The sequence below is a fragment of the Chitinophaga sp. YIM B06452 genome (genome assembly GCF_039655965.1).
Classification (GTDB): Bacteria; Bacteroidota; Bacteroidia; order Chitinophagales; family Chitinophagaceae; genus Chitinophaga.
This window is the reverse complement of sequence record NZ_JAWLKY010000001.1, coordinates 750561-767487: the sequence shown is the minus strand read 5'-3', so window position 1 is coordinate 767487 and position 16927 is coordinate 750561. Positions and strand designations below refer to the sequence as shown.

11 protein-coding genes are annotated in these 16927 nt (G+C 55.3%); 8 read left to right on the top strand and 3 right to left on the bottom strand.

Annotation, left to right across the window (positions count from 1 at the left end):
* Positions 1-431: 431 nt before the first annotated feature.
* The 4 genes from R3I13_RS02780 to R3I13_RS02765 all read left to right on the top strand — a co-directional run bounded on the left by R3I13_RS02780 (position 432) and on the right by R3I13_RS02765 (position 6811).
* A complete protein-coding gene (locus R3I13_RS02780; protein WP_346316394.1) occupies positions 432-3572 on the top strand; it encodes a SusC/RagA family TonB-linked outer membrane protein in 3141 nt (1046 codons plus the stop codon).
* Between the two features lie 6 nt (positions 3573-3578).
* The gene (locus tag R3I13_RS02775; protein WP_346316393.1) at positions 3579-5147 is read left to right on the top strand and encodes a SusD/RagB family nutrient-binding outer membrane lipoprotein; all 1569 of its coding nucleotides are present in this window, start codon (positions 3579-3581) and stop codon (positions 5145-5147) included.
* A gap of 71 nt (positions 5148-5218) precedes the next feature.
* Positions 5219-6190, top strand: coding sequence for a DUF1080 domain-containing protein (locus R3I13_RS02770; protein ID WP_346316392.1), 972 nt, complete (start codon positions 5219-5221; stop codon positions 6188-6190).
* 228 nt (positions 6191-6418) lie between these two features.
* The gene (locus R3I13_RS02765; protein WP_346316391.1) at positions 6419-6811 is read left to right on the top strand and encodes a hypothetical protein; all 393 of its coding nucleotides are present in this window, start codon (positions 6419-6421) and stop codon (positions 6809-6811) included.
* A 23-nt stretch (positions 6812-6834) separates the two neighbouring features.
* Here the strand turns inward: R3I13_RS02765 and R3I13_RS02760 are convergent, their stop codons facing one another.
* The gene (locus tag R3I13_RS02760) at positions 6835-7536 is read right to left on the bottom strand and encodes a LytTR family DNA-binding domain-containing protein (RefSeq protein ID WP_346316390.1); all 702 of its coding nucleotides are present in this window, start codon (positions 7534-7536) and stop codon (positions 6835-6837) included.
* Positions 7533-8990, bottom strand: a complete 1458-nt coding sequence (locus R3I13_RS02755) for a histidine kinase (protein ID WP_346316389.1) — start codon at positions 8988-8990, stop codon at positions 7533-7535. The genes R3I13_RS02760 and R3I13_RS02755 overlap by 4 nt, the downstream gene beginning before the upstream one ends.
* A 170-nt stretch (positions 8991-9160) precedes the next feature.
* Here R3I13_RS02755 and R3I13_RS02750 point away from each other — a divergent pair, with 170 nt between their 5' ends.
* Genes R3I13_RS02750 through R3I13_RS02735 form a run of 4 tightly spaced genes read left to right on the top strand, consistent with a single transcriptional unit; the run spans position 9161 to position 15186 of the window.
* A complete protein-coding gene (locus R3I13_RS02750) occupies positions 9161-10048 on the top strand; it encodes an ABC transporter ATP-binding protein (protein WP_346316388.1) in 888 nt (295 codons plus the stop codon).
* Positions 10042-13425 (top strand): M1 family aminopeptidase, encoded by a 3384-nt coding sequence (locus R3I13_RS02745; RefSeq protein ID WP_346316387.1) that lies wholly within the window; start codon positions 10042-10044, stop codon positions 13423-13425. The genes R3I13_RS02750 and R3I13_RS02745 overlap by 7 nt, the downstream gene beginning before the upstream one ends.
* Positions 13426-13462: 37 nt before the next feature.
* Positions 13463-14287: an alpha/beta hydrolase family protein gene (locus R3I13_RS02740; RefSeq protein WP_346316386.1), complete on the top strand. Its 825-nt coding sequence runs from the start codon at positions 13463-13465 to the stop codon at positions 14285-14287.
* Between the two features lie 32 nt (positions 14288-14319).
* A complete protein-coding gene (locus R3I13_RS02735) occupies positions 14320-15186 on the top strand; it encodes an AraC family transcriptional regulator (protein WP_346316385.1) in 867 nt (288 codons plus the stop codon).
* A gap of 238 nt (positions 15187-15424) precedes the next feature.
* On the opposite strand, the gene R3I13_RS02730 is transcribed toward R3I13_RS02735, so the two are convergent.
* Positions 15425-16858: an alpha-L-fucosidase gene (locus R3I13_RS02730; RefSeq protein WP_346316384.1), complete on the bottom strand. Its 1434-nt coding sequence runs from the start codon at positions 16856-16858 to the stop codon at positions 15425-15427.
* Positions 16859-16927: the final 69 nt, after the last annotated feature.

The window sequence follows — 16927 nt, the reverse complement described above, 5'->3', positions numbered from 1 at the left end:
GGTGGGGCTGCGTGAGCTGCTTGTGCCGGGACAAAAAAGGCGTCATTGCGAGGAGCAGCGCGGGTTTTGTGCAGGAGGGGCGACGAAGCAATCTCCAAATATTGGAGTGGATCAATTCAGTGAAAGAGATTGCTTCGTCGCATCCCCGCTTGGGCTCAGCGGCTCCTCGCAATGACGAGCTTTTCGAGCTTAGTCCGTCCTTGGTTTTGGCACTTCGGCTTTCCGCAATAGCGATTCAGGCGCAATCGAAGAATATAAGAGACCATCAGACCGTATTGAAGAACCTTTTCAAAACAACCAAAAACTGAGTGTAATTCATCAAACGGCAGGCCCCGCTGCAATTGAACCGGTAACGTTACCGTATTTAGAAATGAGAGAAGACCTGCCCCGCATTGTCCGCTATTATTTACTGAAACCAAAATGAACTTTCTATGGCTGTCAACGTTCTGCTGAGAGCGGGATGCTATGCTCCCGTTGCCCGCTCCCGAATGTATTTTTCCTTTATAAGGAAGTCGGTGTTTTTCCTGTTCCTTTTACTAGCCGCCTGTGTGGCCCATGGTGCGGCAAAGCCGGACATCGTGGTGAAAGGCGCCGTTACCGGCGAAGGCGGCATCGCGCTGCCAGGTGTGAGCATTGTATTGAAAGATGGCGGCCGCAATGCCATCACCGATGAGAACGGCCGCTTCAGCATCAGCGTGCCGGACAATGGTGTGCTGGTATTCAGTTACACAGGTTACCAGCGGAAGGAAGTACCGGTAAACGGGGCGGCCACCTTAAACGTGAGCCTGCAACCCGAGGTGAAATCGCTGGAAGCCGTAGTGGTAACAGCTCTCGGCCTTGAACGGAAAAAAAGGACACTCACTTACAGCACGCAGGGCGTGAGCGCGAAAGAGCTTACCGAAGCCCGCGAACTGAACATGGTGAACGCCTTGCAGGGAAAGGTTGCCGGTCTCAATATCAACTCAGGTTCCAGCGGCGTAGGCTCCCAGGCCAGGGTAACATTGCGCGGCAACCGCTCCATCAGCGGGAACAGCCAGCCGCTTTACGTAATAGACGGGGTAGTGGTGCGCGCCAGCCCTTCAGATATTAACATGGACAACATCGCTTCGCTGAACGTGCTGAAAGGCGCAAACGCCGCTGCGCTTTATGGCAGCGCGGGGCAGAACGGCGTGATCGTGATCGAAACCAAAAGAGGGAAGTCCGGCATCAACGTCAGCATCAACTCCACCTACATGGCGGAGCGCGCTATTCTCAGCACGCCCTACCAATACGAATACGGGCAGGGCGTTTCAGGGAATTACCTGAAAACCTCGGAATCTTCCTGGGGCCCTAAGCTGGATGGCGCAATGGTAGACCACTGGAGCCTCGACCCCAGGGACGCCGGGAAAAAAAACGCTTTCCTGCCGGACAAGACCGCCCGAGACAATATCTTCCGCACCGGCCGCAACTTGGCCACCAACCTGTCTGTCAGCGCAGGCAGCGAAAAAGCCCGCACACTTTTTACCTACACGCATACCAACGGCGAAGGCATTCTGCCGGAAAATGAACTCTCGCGGCACAACGCTGCCCTGCGCATTACCAACCAGCTCACCAGCCGCCTTACGCTGGATGTGAAGCTGGATTACATGAGGCAAAAGATCAGCAACCGGCTAGATGAAGGCGAATCCAGCTTCAACCCGCTGCGGCAGGTGGCTACCATGCCGGCGAACATCCGCCATGAAGACGTTACCCGCTTCGAATACGTAGACCCCGTGCTGGGCACCATGAAACAGAACTACTGGAACCCCGGCACCGTAACCGGAGCAAACCCTTACTGGACGCTCTACCGCAACCTCCGCTACAATAAGGTGGACAGGCTCATGGGCCTCGCGTCGCTGAGCTACCAGTTCTCCGACAATTTCCGCGCCATGCTGCGCGGCTCTTTCGACAGGGAGAACACCGCGCTGGAAGAAAAATCCTATTACGGCACCTACCGCGATCCTTCCGGCCGTTACGCCGTGGGCAAAGGTTCCGCGATGCTGGTGAACGGCGACTTCCTGCTGAGCTATACACAGCAACTAAGCGCGGACCTGGCGCTCACAGCCAATGCCGGCGGTGAGATCAGGCATATAAAAGACGACGACCTGGGCGCCAATACCGGCACCGGGATGAGCATACCGAATTTCTTTGCATTATCTAACGTTGCGCTGGCGCCCGCGGCGGCATATACGCCGGGTGTGGCCATGGAAACGCAATCGCTGTATGCAAATGCGCAGCTGGGGTGGAAAGACGCCGTGTTCCTGGAATTAACGGGCAGGAACGACTGGAGTTCCACCCTGGCAGCGGATAACCGCTCCTATTTTTATCCTTCAGCGGGCATCAGCGCGCTCATTACCGAGCTGGCGCAGCTGCCTGCCGCATTCACTTACCTGAAGCTGCGCGGCTCCTGGGCGGAAGTGGGCAACGGCGCGTCTCCCGGGCTGCTGCAGCGCTATGCGGCCAGCGTGGCCGGCGGCAACCTCGGCTATCTTACGCTGAATACCACTTTGCCCAACAAAAACCTGAAACCGGAAATGACCCGTTCACTGGAAGCCGGCATCGAGCTGCGCATGTTCAACGACCGTATAGGCGTAGACGTTACAGCCTACCGCACCAACACCAACAACCAGATCTTCCTGCAGGCCCTGCCCGTGGGCAGCGGCGCGCTCAGCTACTATACAAACGGCGGCGATGTGGAGAACCGCGGCGTTGAAGTGATCCTGAATACCACACCGCTCAAGACCACGCATTTCTCCTGGGAGCTGAACGTCAATTTTGCGAGGAACAGGAACACCGTGAAAGAACTGTCCGACGAAATACCCACCCTCATTGTAGGCGGCGATACCTACATGCGCAACTTCGTGCTGGAAGAGGGCAAGCCTTTCGGGCAGATCTATGGGAAAGGGTTTGCGCGGGATAGCAAAGACCGTGTAATAATAGGCGCCAACGGCCTTCCGCAGACCACGCCGGGGAAGACCGTGCTGCTTGGCAACGTGAATCCGGACTGGACCGGCGGTGTTTCCAGCGCTTTCAGCTGGAAGAACTGGTCTGCCAGTTTCGTGATCAGCCACAAGCAGGGCGGCGACATTGCATCGTTCACCGACGCCATCCTTTACGGCGAAGGACTGGTGGAAGAAACCCTTCAGGGCCGCGATGGCGGGCTGATATTCGGGAAAAACATCCTGCAGCATATTCCCGCGGCGAGAGCAGATGGATCGGAGAACACCGTGGCGGTGAACGCTCAGCAGCTCTGGCAATTCCTGGGCGGCAGAACTGCGCCTGTGGGAGAAATGTTCGTACGTTCCGCCACCAATACGCGGCTGCGCGAATTCACGCTGGGATACAAGCTGCCTGAAAGGCTGTTCAGCAAAGGGCCGCTGGCTTCCGTGCAGGTGTCGCTGGTGGGCAGGAACCTCTTTTTCCTGTACCGCGAAGCAGACGGCCTGGACCCGGATTACACCCAGGGCACCGGCACCATTTCCGAAGGCTTTCAGTCATTTGCCCTGCCGGCATCCCGTTCATTCGGCGCAAACATCAAGATCAACTTTAAATAGATAAAGATGAAAAAGCATTTTATTCCCGTCATGGTGCTGGCCATATGCTCGCTTGTTGCGTGCACGAAGCGTTTCGACAAGCTGAACACGCCGGAGAACCTGCTTCCTGAAGATGACATCACGCCCGCGCTCATCGGCCAGGCCTTTGCCTTTTCGCAATACCATGGCTTATGCGCGGTGTACGTGGAAGTGGGGCAAACGCTGCATGCGGATATGTACGCGCAGTATTTCACCAGCGTGCCCGCGTCTTTCAGTACAGACCAGTTCATGCCCAACGGCTCGTGGGTGGACCTTTTCTGGAAGGACTTTTATACCAAAGCCGCCCCGCAGTTATTTCTCACCGAAAAGGTAACGAAGGAAAACAATCTCGCAGTGGCCAATGCTATCGCGAAGATCTGGCGGGTGGTGGTGTACAGCCGCATGACGGATTATTTCGGTCCCGTGATCTACTCTCATTTCGGGGAAGAAGCCAACAGCGTGCCTTTCGATTCACAGCAGGACATTTACAATGATTTCTTTAAAACGCTGGATGAAGCTGCTGCCGTCTTAAAACAAAATCCTTCTGCTAACGGCTTTGGCGCGCACGACCAGGTGTATGGCGGCAGCGCCGCGAAATGGCTGAAGCTCGCCAATTCCCTCCGGCTGCGCCTCGCCATGCGCATCGTATACGCAGATGCCGGGAAAGCCAAAACGGAAGCGGAAAAAGCGGTGGCGGACGGCGTGATACCGGCGAATGAGGACAATGCAGCCGTGATCTCCACCACCAACAGCGTGAACATTCTTTCGAGGATCACCTACCTGATAGACTTCCGCGCCAGCGCTACCATGATCAGCGCGCTCACCGGTTACAACGATCCGCGCATGCCGGATTATTTCTCTCCTTCCGTTACCGGCAACCAGTTCACCGGTCTCCGCAACGGCCTGCCCGCTTCCGAAAGAGGCAGCCAGCTGGCCAATGTAACGTCTTTCGTAGGCGCCAAGTGGCTGTCGCCCGACAGGAAGGGGACGCTCACGCCCAACCGTGTGCTGTGCGCGGCTGAAGTAGCTTTTCTCCGTGCGGAAGGCGCATTGCGGGGTTGGAACATGGGCGGCACGGCAAAAGACCTGTACAACCTCGGCATCAGCCTTTCCTTGTCTGAGCGCGTAGCCGCCTCACCCGCGCAGATCGCCGCATACCAGGGCAGCACGGCCACGCCCGCGCCGCTGGCGGATAAGTGGAACAGTCCTGCCATGAGCAACATCCCCATTCTTTACGACGAAGCGGGCAACTTCGAAAAAAAGCTCGAACAGATCATCACCCAGAAATGGATCGCCCTGTACCCTGACGGCTGGGAAGCCTGGGCGGAGCGCAGGAGGACCGGCTACCCGAGAGGTTACGCCATCATTGCATCCGAGAGCCCGGACCTTTCCCGGACGGAGCTGGTGCGGCGCGTAACATATGCGCCCGTGGAAATATCCACCAACAGGGCTGCTTACGATGCGGCCGTGGGCATGCTCGGCGGGCCGGATGAGAATTTCACGCGGCTCTGGTGGGATAAGAAGCCGCTGGCGGATTACCCCGTGCCGACGAACTAAAGCCCTGTTTTTTTGCAATGTGGCGGCGGATGCCTTATCTTGTCTGTCCATTGCAAAAAACAGTTAATCATATGCATAAAAAATTTCTTGTACTGGGCATGAGCTGCCTGGTAATGCTGGGCGCTGCGAATGCCGCGCCGGTTGCAGGCACGGAAGTGAATAACGTGAAAACCGCCGCCGACCCGAAAGACCTGATCGGCCGCTGGGACATTACCGTGGACGAGAACGGCAAGCCCGCTCCTTCCTGGCTGGAAGTGAAATTGTCCGGCTACCGCACGCTGGTGGGATATTTTGTAGGTACTTCCGGCAGTGCGCGCCCTGTGGCCAAAGTGAATTTCGATAACGGGAAATTCAGCTTCACCATTCCCCCGCAATGGGAAAGCGGCGAGCAGGATTTTGTGATCGAAGGGGAAGTGGCCGGCGGAGGCATCCAGGGAACCATCACCACCAGCGACGGAAAAAAATACAACTACAAAGGCGTGAAAGCGCCCTACCTGAAAAGGACTGCCGCGCCGGTATGGGGCAAGCCCATCAACCTGTTCAACGGTAAAGACCTTACCGGCTGGAAAATACTTCCGAACAACCAGTGGGAAGTGAAGAACGGCATCCTGACCAGTGCGAAATCAGGCGTGAACCTGGTGTCTGAGCAAACCTTTACCGACTTCAAACTGCATGTGGAATTCAAATACCAGAAAGGCAGCAACAGCGGCGTATATCTCAGGGGCCGCCATGAAGTGCAGATAGAAGACAGCCCGAAAGACGCGCATCCTTCCAGCGTATTATTCAGCGGCGTTTACGGCTTCATCGCTCCCAGCGTGATCAACGCGCTCGGGCCCGACAAATGGCAGAGCTACGACATCACACTGATCGGCAGGATGGTGACCATCGTGGTAAACGGTAAGACCGTTGTTTCCAACCAGGAGATCCCCGGCATCACCGGCGGCGCGCTGGACAGCAACGAAGGCGAACCGGGCCCCATTTACATCCAGGGCGACCACGGGCCGATAGAGTTCCGGAAGATCGTGATCACACCGGCGAAATAATTCGAAGAACAGGACAGCAAACGCTGTCCTGTTTTGTTTTTATAATGTTTGTATCACCTAGCTACTTTGCCCTGGCTGGATGTGACGGGGTTAAAATAAATTTTTATCAGATCAACTGAATTAGTGCCGCATTATCAAACCTTAAATTTAAGGAACTGACTATAAGAGGGATAAAAGAACAAATACACGATATCGGGTTCCTATTTATCATCATTAAACTATTTGACGATGAAACTCCTAAGATTTAATTTCTTGCTAATATTAGCTTTGACCACCACTTCTGTTACATTATTTGCTTATTCCGGAAAGAGAGCACTGACTGCCTGTTACGGTTCATTCTCCCTAAGAAATGCAGACGGGACTGCATTTTATACACCTGTGGGCAGTCCATTTTGTTCTTTTGTTCCAAGTCAGATAAGTGCGCAAAGTACATATTGGCTGGCTGTTGCTCCTTTGTCACAAACGATCAAGCAGGGATGTACATCTGATGATGAGGTTTTTTGTTGTATTGAATTTGATATTGATCCTTCAGCACCCGCAGGTGTGCCGACTATTACTGTTGGGACACAAACCGGAAAATTTAAAGTTATAAATATAAAGTGCAGACCCAGCGGCAATTAGTTTGCTGACTGGCTTTTTCGACACTATTTCAGATTTACAGCATGCCGGTAATTCTTCCCCAGCGGCAGCTGCTTCCCGTTCCTGAGATGGACGATATTGCCTTCCAGCGCGTGGATCATCTTACGGTTGAGGATATACGATTTGTGGATGCGAACGAAAGTGTCAGCCGGCAGTTCCGCTTCGTAGCTGCTGAGGGTGCGGGCGGTGAGAAGGTAAGAATTTTCCTGCCAGACCTTCACGTAATTGCCGAGGCTTTCCAGGTAGTAGATACTTTGAAGGTCCACGAATACGAGCTTTTTATCTGTTTTGACGGCCAGCTGCGCGGGGCTTTGCGGCGCGGGGGCTGAAGGAGCGGCGGGTTGCGTTTGATTGAATTGTGCGTACGCACGGTTTACCGCCTGGAGGAAACGATCGAAGCGGAAGGGTTTGAGCAGGTAATCGCATACAGCCAGGTCGAAGCCCTGGAGCGCATATTCTTCGTACGCGGAGGTGATGATCACCAGCGGGCGCTGTTGCAGTGTGCGCAGGAATTCAAGGCCGTTGAGCCGGGGCATGCGGATGTCCAGGAACAGCAGGTCTACAGGCTGGCGGTTGAGGAATTCCAGTGCTTCGGTGGCCCGGTAGCACTGGCCGGCCAGCTCCAGGAACGGCGCTTCTTCGATGTATTTGAGGATAACATCGTGGGCCAGCGGCTCGTCGTCTATGATCAGGCAGCGCATTTTCATGTCCAGTCCAGGTATAATTCAGCCTTAAATGTATGATTTTCCCGGCCTGTAACCACCCGGTGCTTGCCGGGGTACAGCAGTGCCAGGCGTTTGCGGAGGTTTTGCAGCCCGATCCCGCTGCTTCCTTCCAGGGGATTGGTTTCGGCAACGGGGTTTTCACAAATGAATGAAAGGCCTTTTTCGTCAGCCTCCAGTTGTATGCGCAGGAAAGCGTCCCCTTCCACCGCCTCTATGCCATGCTTGAAGGCATTTTCCACGAACACGACCAGCAGCAGCGGCGCAATAACAAGGTCCTCGCGGTTTATCTGCTGCCTGAACTCCAGGTGCAGCCGCTGTTTCAGGCGGATCTCCTGCAGGCGGATGTAGTCTTCCAGGTACCGCACATCCTCGCGCAGCGGCACGGTGGTTTCCTGTCCTTTGTAGATCACATACCGCATCAGGTCAGACAGCTGGAGGATCACATCCGGCGTTTGGTCGGACTTGTGCAGGCTGAGCGCGTAGAGGTTGTTGAGCGTGTTGAAGAAAAAATGCGGGTTGATCTGTTGCTTGAGCATATCCAGCTCCACCTGCGTTTTTTCTTTTTCCAGCAGCATGATGCGGTTATTCTGTGCATACCATTGCAATGCAAGGATCACGGGCAGGCTTACCACCAGCAGCGCCAGGAAGCTGTAAGCATTCTCATCCTTGAATGGATTAGCCGGGAAAATGCCGCCCAGCAAGTGGTTGAGCGGGAGCCAGGCGAGCAGCTGGCCGATGACAGGGTAAAAAACCGCGACAGTGGCCAGCCCGGCAAGGCAATAGATCACCATGCCCCGGTCTTTCAGCACGCGGGATACGAGGATGCGGCTGTTGAGCCAGAAGATGAAATACCCGCAGCCGTACATGAACATGAACTGCAACAGGATGGCCAGCCAGGCCCCGAAATGCGTGAACACTTTTTTTAAGCTGAACTCGAACCCCAGCAGCAATACCCCCATTTTATGATATTCCGGGTTGCCCATGCTGGAAACGGCCATGGTGGCGAATGTAACAGACAGCAGCGCCAGCGCCGCCAGGGCTCCCTTCTCGAAACTGATCTTCCACCAGCGTTTGCGGACCCGCTGCTGTCCCTGCCACCAGGCAATGGCAAACAGGAAAAGCTGCAAACACACGGAGAACACCGTGACCGTTACGTACATGTCTTCCTTTAAGCCGAACGGCTCTACGGAAATAAATAACGCAAGCGTAAGCGGCAGGCATACACAGAAACCAATGATCCATGCGGGGTTGTATTGCCGGGGTGTTAAGCGGTGCTTTACGGCGTTGAACAGCATGGCAGGCCATTGTGAAAGCAGCAGGGCCAGCAGCGCGGGCAGGTAATCGCTCCAGCCGCCGCTCGCACGGTCTGCATACACGGCGGCCATGAAACAAAGAAAGCCCAGTAGGATAAAAGTGTCGGTCTGCCTGCGGATCATGCGTAAAAGAAGGCACATTTTCCCTTCCTCCCAAAAGATAATGACGAAAGTATCCAAAACGGTGACGAAGGGAAGAAAGGCCCGTTGGTCACGGCATCCGTTGCTTTGGACCTGTTTAATTCCCGGTGCTGAAAGACGGGGCTACTTTCGCCGCATAAATCCTGGAAACTATGGAAAGACTGCACATCCGGAACCTTGATAAACAATATGCCCGCGGCGTGAAGGCGCTGAGCGGGGTCAGCCTCAGCATACCGAACGGGATGTTCGGGCTGCTGGGTCCCAACGGCGCGGGGAAGTCCACGCTTATGCGCACCATTGCCACCCTGCAGCAGCCGGATGGCGGCACGATCCGTTTTGATGATACGGACATCCTGGCCAACCCGCAGGCTATGCGCCGGCAGCTGGGTTACCTTCCGCAGGACTTTGGCGTGTACCCGAAAATATCCGCGCAGGACCTGCTGGAACATATGGCCGTGCTGAAAGGCCTGCTGCAGCCGCGTGCGCGGAAAGAGCAGGTGCAGGCGCTGTTGCAGCAAACCAATCTTTATCATGTCAGGAAACAGGCCGTGAGCACATTTTCCGGCGGCATGCGGCAGCGGTTCGGCATTGCGCAGGCTTTGCTGGGCAACCCGCAGCTGATCATAGCCGACGAGCCTACGGCGGGCCTGGACCCTGAAGAACGCAACCGCTTCCACGACCTGCTGAGCGAGATCGGCGAGCAGATCGTGGTGATCCTTTCCACGCATATCGTGGAAGATGTGCGGGACCTCTGCCCGCAAATGGCTGTGCTGGCCGGCGGGAAGATCATCCTGCAGGGAAGGCCTGCGGCGCTCACCGGTTTGCTGGAAGGGAAGGTCTGGAGAAAAACGATCCGGAAAGAAACATTGGCGGAATATTCTGCGGCATTCACGGTATTGTCTACCAGGCTGCTGGCGGGGCGCATGCAATTGCATGTATGGTCTGAACACTGCCCTGGCGAAGGATTTGAGCCGTACGAAGCAGGCCTCGAAGAAGTATATTTTTCAGCGTTAAAGGAAAAGGAGGCAGTGATATGTTAGCGCAACTCCTGCGGTTCGAATGCCGTTATCACCTGAAACAGCTGAGCTTCCTGGGCGCTGCGGCTATATTTTTCGTACTGGGCGCGTTGGCCGTGTTCGGGAATTTCGGCAGCGGCGTACATGTAAACGGGCCTTACGTGGTGACGATGCTGGTAAGCATCCTGTCGCTGTCCGCGATCTTTGCCAGCGTTGTGTTCTGCGCCAACGTGGTGCTGCGCGACACGGCGCACCGCACGGAACAGTTCATTTTTACGACGCCGCTCAGCAAGCCGGTTTATTTTATCAGCCGGTTCGCCGGTTTGCTGCTGGCCGTGTTTGCCTTGCTGTGCCTGGCTTTGCTGGGCCTGTGCCTGGGATGTTTTTTCGTGGGGCCTGCAAAGTTGTCGCCATTTAACTGGGCGTATTTCCTGCAACCCTTGCTGCTGTTTGGTTTGCCGAATATCCTGCTGGGCTGCGGGCTGGTATTTGCTGCCGCTTTGCTGACCCGGAGTACGAAAGCCGTGTATGTAGCGGGCGTGCTGTTGTATATGCTGTACATGCTGGGTTCCGTGCTGGGCAATTCCCCGATGATGGCGAACTCCGGCCCGGCGGGTTCCGCGCTTCCTGCTTTGCTCGATCCTTTCGGGCTGGCGGCGTTTTTCGGCGATACCCGCGGCTGGACGGACGCGCAGCGGAATACACAATTGTTCCCGGCGGAAGGCGTTTTCCTGCTGAACCGCATCCTATGGACCGGCGCGTCTATTCTCCTGCTTTTGGTGGCGTATAAATTATTTTCATTCCGGCCGCAGCTGTCGAAAGCTGGCAGCAGGAAACTTGTTGCTGAACCGGTTGTTGCAACGGCAGCGTACCGGCCTTTGCAGCCGGAGTATACGGGGTATGACCTGCGCACAAGCTGGGTGCAGTTTAAGCTGGAAGCGGCGGCGATGCTGAAGAATATACCGCTGGCGGCCATGCTGGCGCTGTGGGCATTGCTGATGGGCATTGAATTGAATGATGCGCTCTTCCAGGGAATGTTCGGGTCCTCGCTGTATCCCGTTACGGGCATTATCGTGGAGGAACTGGGAGCATTGAGGCCGGCGGTATTGCTGGTTATTTTTTGCGCGGCGGAACTGGTAAGACGGGAACGGGCCGCGAATATGCATGCGCTGTTATACGCCACACCGGTGAGGAACCTGCTGTTCCCACTGGTGCAGCTGGCCGTGCTGGCGGTGGTGATCGTGGTGCTGATCAGCCTGAACATACTGCTGGGATTGGGTTTGCAATGGAGTCATGGATATTTCAGGGCGGAGCTGCCGGTATATTTTTCCATGTATTATTACTGCGGGCTGCCTTTGCTGCTGTTCGGCGCGTTGGCGGTGTTCATCCAGACACTGATCCCGCACAAATACACCGGCATGCTGGCGGGCTTGCTGGCCGCGGGTTTGATCCTGTACAGCCGCAGACTGGGAGTAGAGAATTACCTGTTCCGCTACGCGGTGACGCCGGAGCTGGAATATTCATCCATGAACGGTGTGGGGCATTATGCGAAGGCATTCAACTGGTACATGTTGTATTGGGGAGCTTTTGCCATGATGCTGGTATTCCTTTCCGCCGCTCTCTGGAAAAGGACGCGCAGAACGGGAGAGCGTGTGGCGTTCCTTGCCATTCCCTGCCTGCTGGTGGCGCTGGCCGCGGGCGCTTTCATTTATTCCAAACAGGATGGCAGTTACGATGCTGTTCAATGGAAAGGCGAATATGAAAAACAATTTGCCCGGTATAAAAACATGCCGCAGCCGGATATAATTTCTGTGCGCACGGCAACAGATATTTATCCCGAAGAAGGCCGTTATTCAGTAAAAGGATCGTACCGCCTTGTCAATAAGACGGGCGCCACGATCACACAACTGCTGGCGGGCGCGCACCCGGAAGTGACCTCGCTGCAATTCAAAGGGGAAACACGGTCCGCGGGGCATAACCAATCCTGGATAAAGCTGCCAAAGCCCCTGCTGCCGGGGGATACCATGGCACTGGAATTCAGTACGGACGTGAACCGCGGCAGCTTCCTGCCTTTCAACAACGAGCATTCCATTGTGCCGGACGGGTCATACGTGGAGCTGGAAAAATATCTTCCCTGGTTCGGGTTCAACGCGGGGCTGGCGCTGGAAGATTCCACGGAACGGAAAAAACTGGGCCTGCCTGCCAGGTTGCAGATGGGTGCAGCCACCGTACCCGAGAAAATGGATTTCGAGACGGTCATCTCCGTTGCCGAAGGCCAGCAGGTGGTCACTACAGGCGCGTTACTGAAGGACTGGACCTCTAAAGGGCGGCATTATTTTCATTACAAGACCACACAACCGGTAACGCAGATGTTCGCCTTCAGCGCCGCGCGGTATACGCTGCTGCGGGAAACCTGGAAAGGCGTTGACCTGCGTGTGTATTACCAGTCCGGGGATAATACAAATGTGCCCTCGCTTATGCAGGCCATGAAAGACGCGCTGGATTACTGCAACGAACAGTTCAGCCCTTACCCGCTGCGGTACTGCACCGTGGCGCAGGTGCCGCAATACAGGGGGGCGGCTACCGCTTATCCCGGCGTGATATTCTCCGCGGAGCGCCTGAACTTCAAAGGCGATTTCCGCGACACGGGGAAAGTGAATTTCGCTTATGCCACCACCGCGCATGAAGTATCGCATCAATGGTGGGCCATGCAGCTGGTGCCTGCGGATACAGCAGGGTCCAAGTTCCTCACGGAATCGCTGGCAAAATATACGGAAGCTATGGTGCTGGAGCGGTCGCGGGGCAAAATGCAGCTGCGCAATTACCTGCTGGCAGACAACCGGTGGTATATGTACGTGCGCAGCTTTGCCGGCGAAGAGCTGCCGCTGGTGCAAACGGACGGATCGCCGCATGTGGCTTACCAGAAAGGCGGCCTGGCCATGTACCGCCTGAAAGAAACCCTCGGGGAACAACGCGTAAACGCCGCCCTGCGCCGCGCCCTGGCCACCAAAGCCAGCCGGGCGGAAGAGCTCGTGAAGGAACTATCGCTGAATGCCACGCCGGAAGAAATGCAGCTGATCCATACCTGCTTACAGGAAGCGGTCACCTATTCACTGGGTATCAGCATCGTAAGCTGCGAGCCGGTGAACGGGAAATATAAACTCGTGCTGAAAGTGAATACCCTGCGGAACGGCGGGCCGGCCAATGACCTGCTTCCCATCGGCATATTTGCCGCCTCAGCCCCGCTGGGCAAGCCCATTTATGAAAAGATGCACCGCTTCACCGGAAAGGCTTCCATACTCACCCTGCTGCTGGACCAAAAGCCTGCCGCGGCGGCCATAGACCCCTACGGGTATATTCCTGACGATAACCCGGGCGACAACGTTGCAGCCATTCCATGATTTGTGTATCTTGATAGCCAGAACATCCGAACCCATCATGAAAAATCTAAAAAAGGCTTTCCGCTTACTGGCATTGATCCTTATCCTGCAGGCGCAGGCAGTGCTGGCCGCTTCGGTAGACACCGTAAATACCTACAGCCAGGCCATGAAGAAAAACATCAAAGCTGTGGTGATAAAACCCGCAGGCTACGACGGCAGCAAAGCGTTACCCGTGGTGTATCTGCTGCATGGCTACAGCGGCAATTATACCGATTGGGTGACCAAAGTGAAAGCCGTGCAGGAACAGGCCGACCAGCTGAACATGCTGATCGTTTGCCCGGACGGCGGCTTCGGCAGCTGGTATTGGGACAGTCCCGCGGATCCTTCTTTCCAATATGAAACCTATGTGTCCAAAGAACTGGTGAGCTGGATAGATGAGCACTACAAAACCATCCCTAACCGGAAAGGCCGCGCCATTACCGGCCTGAGCATGGGCGGCCATGGCGCGCTGTACCTGGCCATCCGCCACCAGGATGTATACGGCGCCGCCGGCAGCATGAGCGGCGGGGTAGACATCAGGCCTTTTCCCAATAACTGGGACATGGCCGACCGCCTTGGCACATACGACAAAGAACCCGCGCGCTGGGAATCGCATACCGTCATCAACCAGCTGCACCTGCTGGCGCCGAACAGGCTTGCTTTGATGATAGACTGCGGTTACGATGATTTTTTTTACAAAGTGAACCTGAACCTGCATGAGCAGTTGCAATACCGGAACATCCCGCATGATTTCATCACGCGGCCCGGCGCGCATAACTGGCAATACTGGAGCAATGCCGTGTTGTACCAGTTGCTGTTCATGCATGAGTATTTCACAAAGTGATATATTTGTGATCCACGTTTAAAACAACCCGTATGAAGCCAGCTCTCTTAAAAGTGCCGACCCGGGAGATACATTCATTCAGCGCCCGCCGCGACATGCTGCCGAACATCAACAGCAGCTGGCATTACCACGAGGAGCTGGAGCTGATCTGGTTCCAGAAAGGCCAGGGCATGCAATTTGTAGGCGACGACATCCGGCCGTTTTCCAAAGGGGGCATCGTATTGGTAGGCTCCAACCTCCCGCATTTCTGGCGGTACGAGAGCGGGAGCGAAGAAGACAGCCAGGCGCCTTATTCCACCGTGATCCATTTTAAAGAGACCTGCCTCGGCGGCGGTTTCCTGGACATTCCCGAAGCAGCGGCTTTGCGCGGGGTGGTGCAGCGCGCCAGGCGCGGACTGCATGTGCCCGAGCATTCATCCGCCGCTATTGCAGCGGAAATAACCCAGATAATGGAAACGGACGGCATCGAGCGGATCATCGCCTTGCTCCGGTGCCTTGCGAAATTATCCGCCAACCCGGATGTAACCGAGCTGGCTTCCCCCGGCTTCAGCCCCGACCTGGACCCCAGGACGGGCAGCGACCGCATCAACCGCGTATTCGACCATATCTTCCGCAACTTCCGCGACACGCTGCCGCTGGCCGAAGTAGCAGGCATTGCCGCGATGAGCGAAAATTCCTTCTGCCGGTATTTCAAATCAAAAACGGGGAAAACGTACCTGCAATTCCTGAGCGAGGTAAGAGTGGGAGCTGCCTGTAAATTGCTGATGGAGAGCAGGCTTTCCATCAAGGAGATATGCTTTGACAGCGGGTTCAGCGATTATACTTCTTTCCACAGGATATTTAAAAAACATACGGGTAAAACGCCGCAGCAGTATTGCAGATCGGTGTTTGCGGAATGATGTCCGTCATTGCGATTGGAAAAACCCGTCATTGCGAGGAGCAACAGGGCATCCTGTGCGACAGAAAACGCGACGAAGCAATCTCCTAACATTGATGTATATCAATCCAGCATAAGAGATTGCTTCGTCGCGCCCCTGCTTTGGCTCTGCGGCTCCTCGCAATGACGGGCTTTTTTGCTTCGTTGTTCTACCCACTAGCCCCGCAGTTCCATGTAATATTTCATTGTTCCTGTATCAGTCATTTCGCATTACTGAGAATGATCCTGTATGCAGCTGCATGCTCTGCGGGGTACGCGGTTGCGGGCTGGATCACCAGCTGGCCCGGCTGCTGTTTCCAGCGGACCGTTTCGTTGCTGCCCAGTAAAGTAATGCCGGTAATATTGCCGCTGCCGGCAGCCAGTGCTTTCACTGAAATGGGCGCAGTGGGAATGCCGAGCGTGATCATATACAGCGTGTCTCCTTTCTTTGTGAAGCGGAGGTCTTTGGCAGTAAATGCTTCTTTCTGATCGGCGAAGGGGCCTTTGGCGGATTTGGTGGGGCCTTCCCCGGAAACCTTCCATGGGCGGGTACCGTAGATGCTTTCGCCGTTGATGGCCAGCCATTTGCCGGTTGCCTGCAGGATGGCGGTTTCCTGTTCGGTGATAGTGCCGTCCGGCCGCGGGCCGATATTGAGCAGGAGGTTGCCGTTCTTGCTGACGATATCTACGAGGTGGGTGATAATGTAATGTGGTGATTTAAAATCGTTGTCGATCGTGTATCCCCAGGATTTGTTGCCCAGCGCATCGTCTGTTTGCCAGGGCAGCTGGCGTATTTCATCCAGCTTGCCGCGTTCCAGGTCCAGCACGGCGGCTTTTGGTTTGAAGGAGATATCATTTTTGTAATTGATCACTACGCCCTTTTTCCATTCCAGGCCTTTGTTGTAATAATAGGCGGCGAAACTTTTGCGCCAGGGCTCCAGCGCTGGCTGCTCAATCCACCAGTCGAACCAGAAGAGCTGGGGCTGGTATTTTTCCACCAGTTCCGTGCAGCGCATCAGCCAGTCGTTCATAAATTCCGGGCTCATGGTTTCGGTTTCTTCATGGGCGGGGCCGTAGAAGTCTGCATATTTCGGGTCGTTCACATCGGAATTGAATTTCCTGCCGCCGTTCATGAACCACCAATGTTCGATGCGGTGCGATGATAGCCCGAAGATCAGTCCCTGCTTGCGGACAGCTGTGGCCAGCTCGCCGACGATATCCCTTTTGGGGCCCATTTCCACCGCATTCCATTTGGAAAGCGCCGTATTGTACATCGCGAAGCCGTCGTGGTGCTCAGCTACCGGTACGATGTATTTCGCGCCGGATTGTTTGAAGAGCTCAGCCCAGGCGTTGGCGTCGAACTTTTCCGCTTTGAACATAGGGATGAAGTCCTTGTAGCCGAACTTGTCCAGGGGCCCGTATTTTTCCACATGGTGTTTGTATTCGCGGGAGTCTTTGCGGTATACATTGCGGGGATACCATTCGTTGCCGAATGCAGGCACGGCGTAAACACCCCAGTGGATGAATATGCCGAATTTCGCATCGCGGAACCATTCAGGCGTGGAATATTGCTCCAGCGAAGGCCATGAGGGCTGGAAGCGTTCCTGCGCGGCAGCCATGGAGGTGCAGAACAGGAGGATAAAGAATAAACGCATAATCCGATGTTTAAACCATGAAGTTAATCCTATGTGTTTATGCGGTATTGGGAAATATTACCCAAAACA

Bases quoted from the DNA above. Each gene is read 5' to 3' on its own strand.
- R3I13_RS02780 (WP_346316394.1), top strand. From the start codon at position 432: ATGGCTGTCAACGTTCTGCTGAGAGCGGGATGCTATGCTCCCGTTGCC.
- R3I13_RS02775 (WP_346316393.1), top strand. From the start codon at position 3,579: ATGAAAAAGCATTTTATTCCCGTCATGGTGCTGGCCATATGCTCGCTT.
- R3I13_RS02770 (WP_346316392.1), top strand. From the start codon at position 5,219: ATGCATAAAAAATTTCTTGTACTGGGCATGAGCTGCCTGGTAATGCTG.
- R3I13_RS02765 (WP_346316391.1), top strand. From the start codon at position 6,419: ATGAAACTCCTAAGATTTAATTTCTTGCTAATATTAGCTTTGACCACC.
- R3I13_RS02760 (WP_346316390.1), bottom strand. From the start codon at position 7,536: ATGAAAATGCGCTGCCTGATCATAGACGACGAGCCGCTGGCCCACGAT.
- R3I13_RS02755 (WP_346316389.1), bottom strand. From the start codon at position 8,990: ATGATCCGCAGGCAGACCGACACTTTTATCCTACTGGGCTTTCTTTGT.
- R3I13_RS02750 (WP_346316388.1), top strand. From the start codon at position 9,161: ATGGAAAGACTGCACATCCGGAACCTTGATAAACAATATGCCCGCGGC.
- R3I13_RS02745 (WP_346316387.1), top strand. From the start codon at position 10,042: ATGTTAGCGCAACTCCTGCGGTTCGAATGCCGTTATCACCTGAAACAG.
- R3I13_RS02740 (WP_346316386.1), top strand. From the start codon at position 13,463: ATGAAAAATCTAAAAAAGGCTTTCCGCTTACTGGCATTGATCCTTATC.
- R3I13_RS02735 (WP_346316385.1), top strand. From the start codon at position 14,320: ATGAAGCCAGCTCTCTTAAAAGTGCCGACCCGGGAGATACATTCATTC.
- R3I13_RS02730 (WP_346316384.1), bottom strand. From the start codon at position 16,858: ATGCGTTTATTCTTTATCCTCCTGTTCTGCACCTCCATGGCTGCCGCG.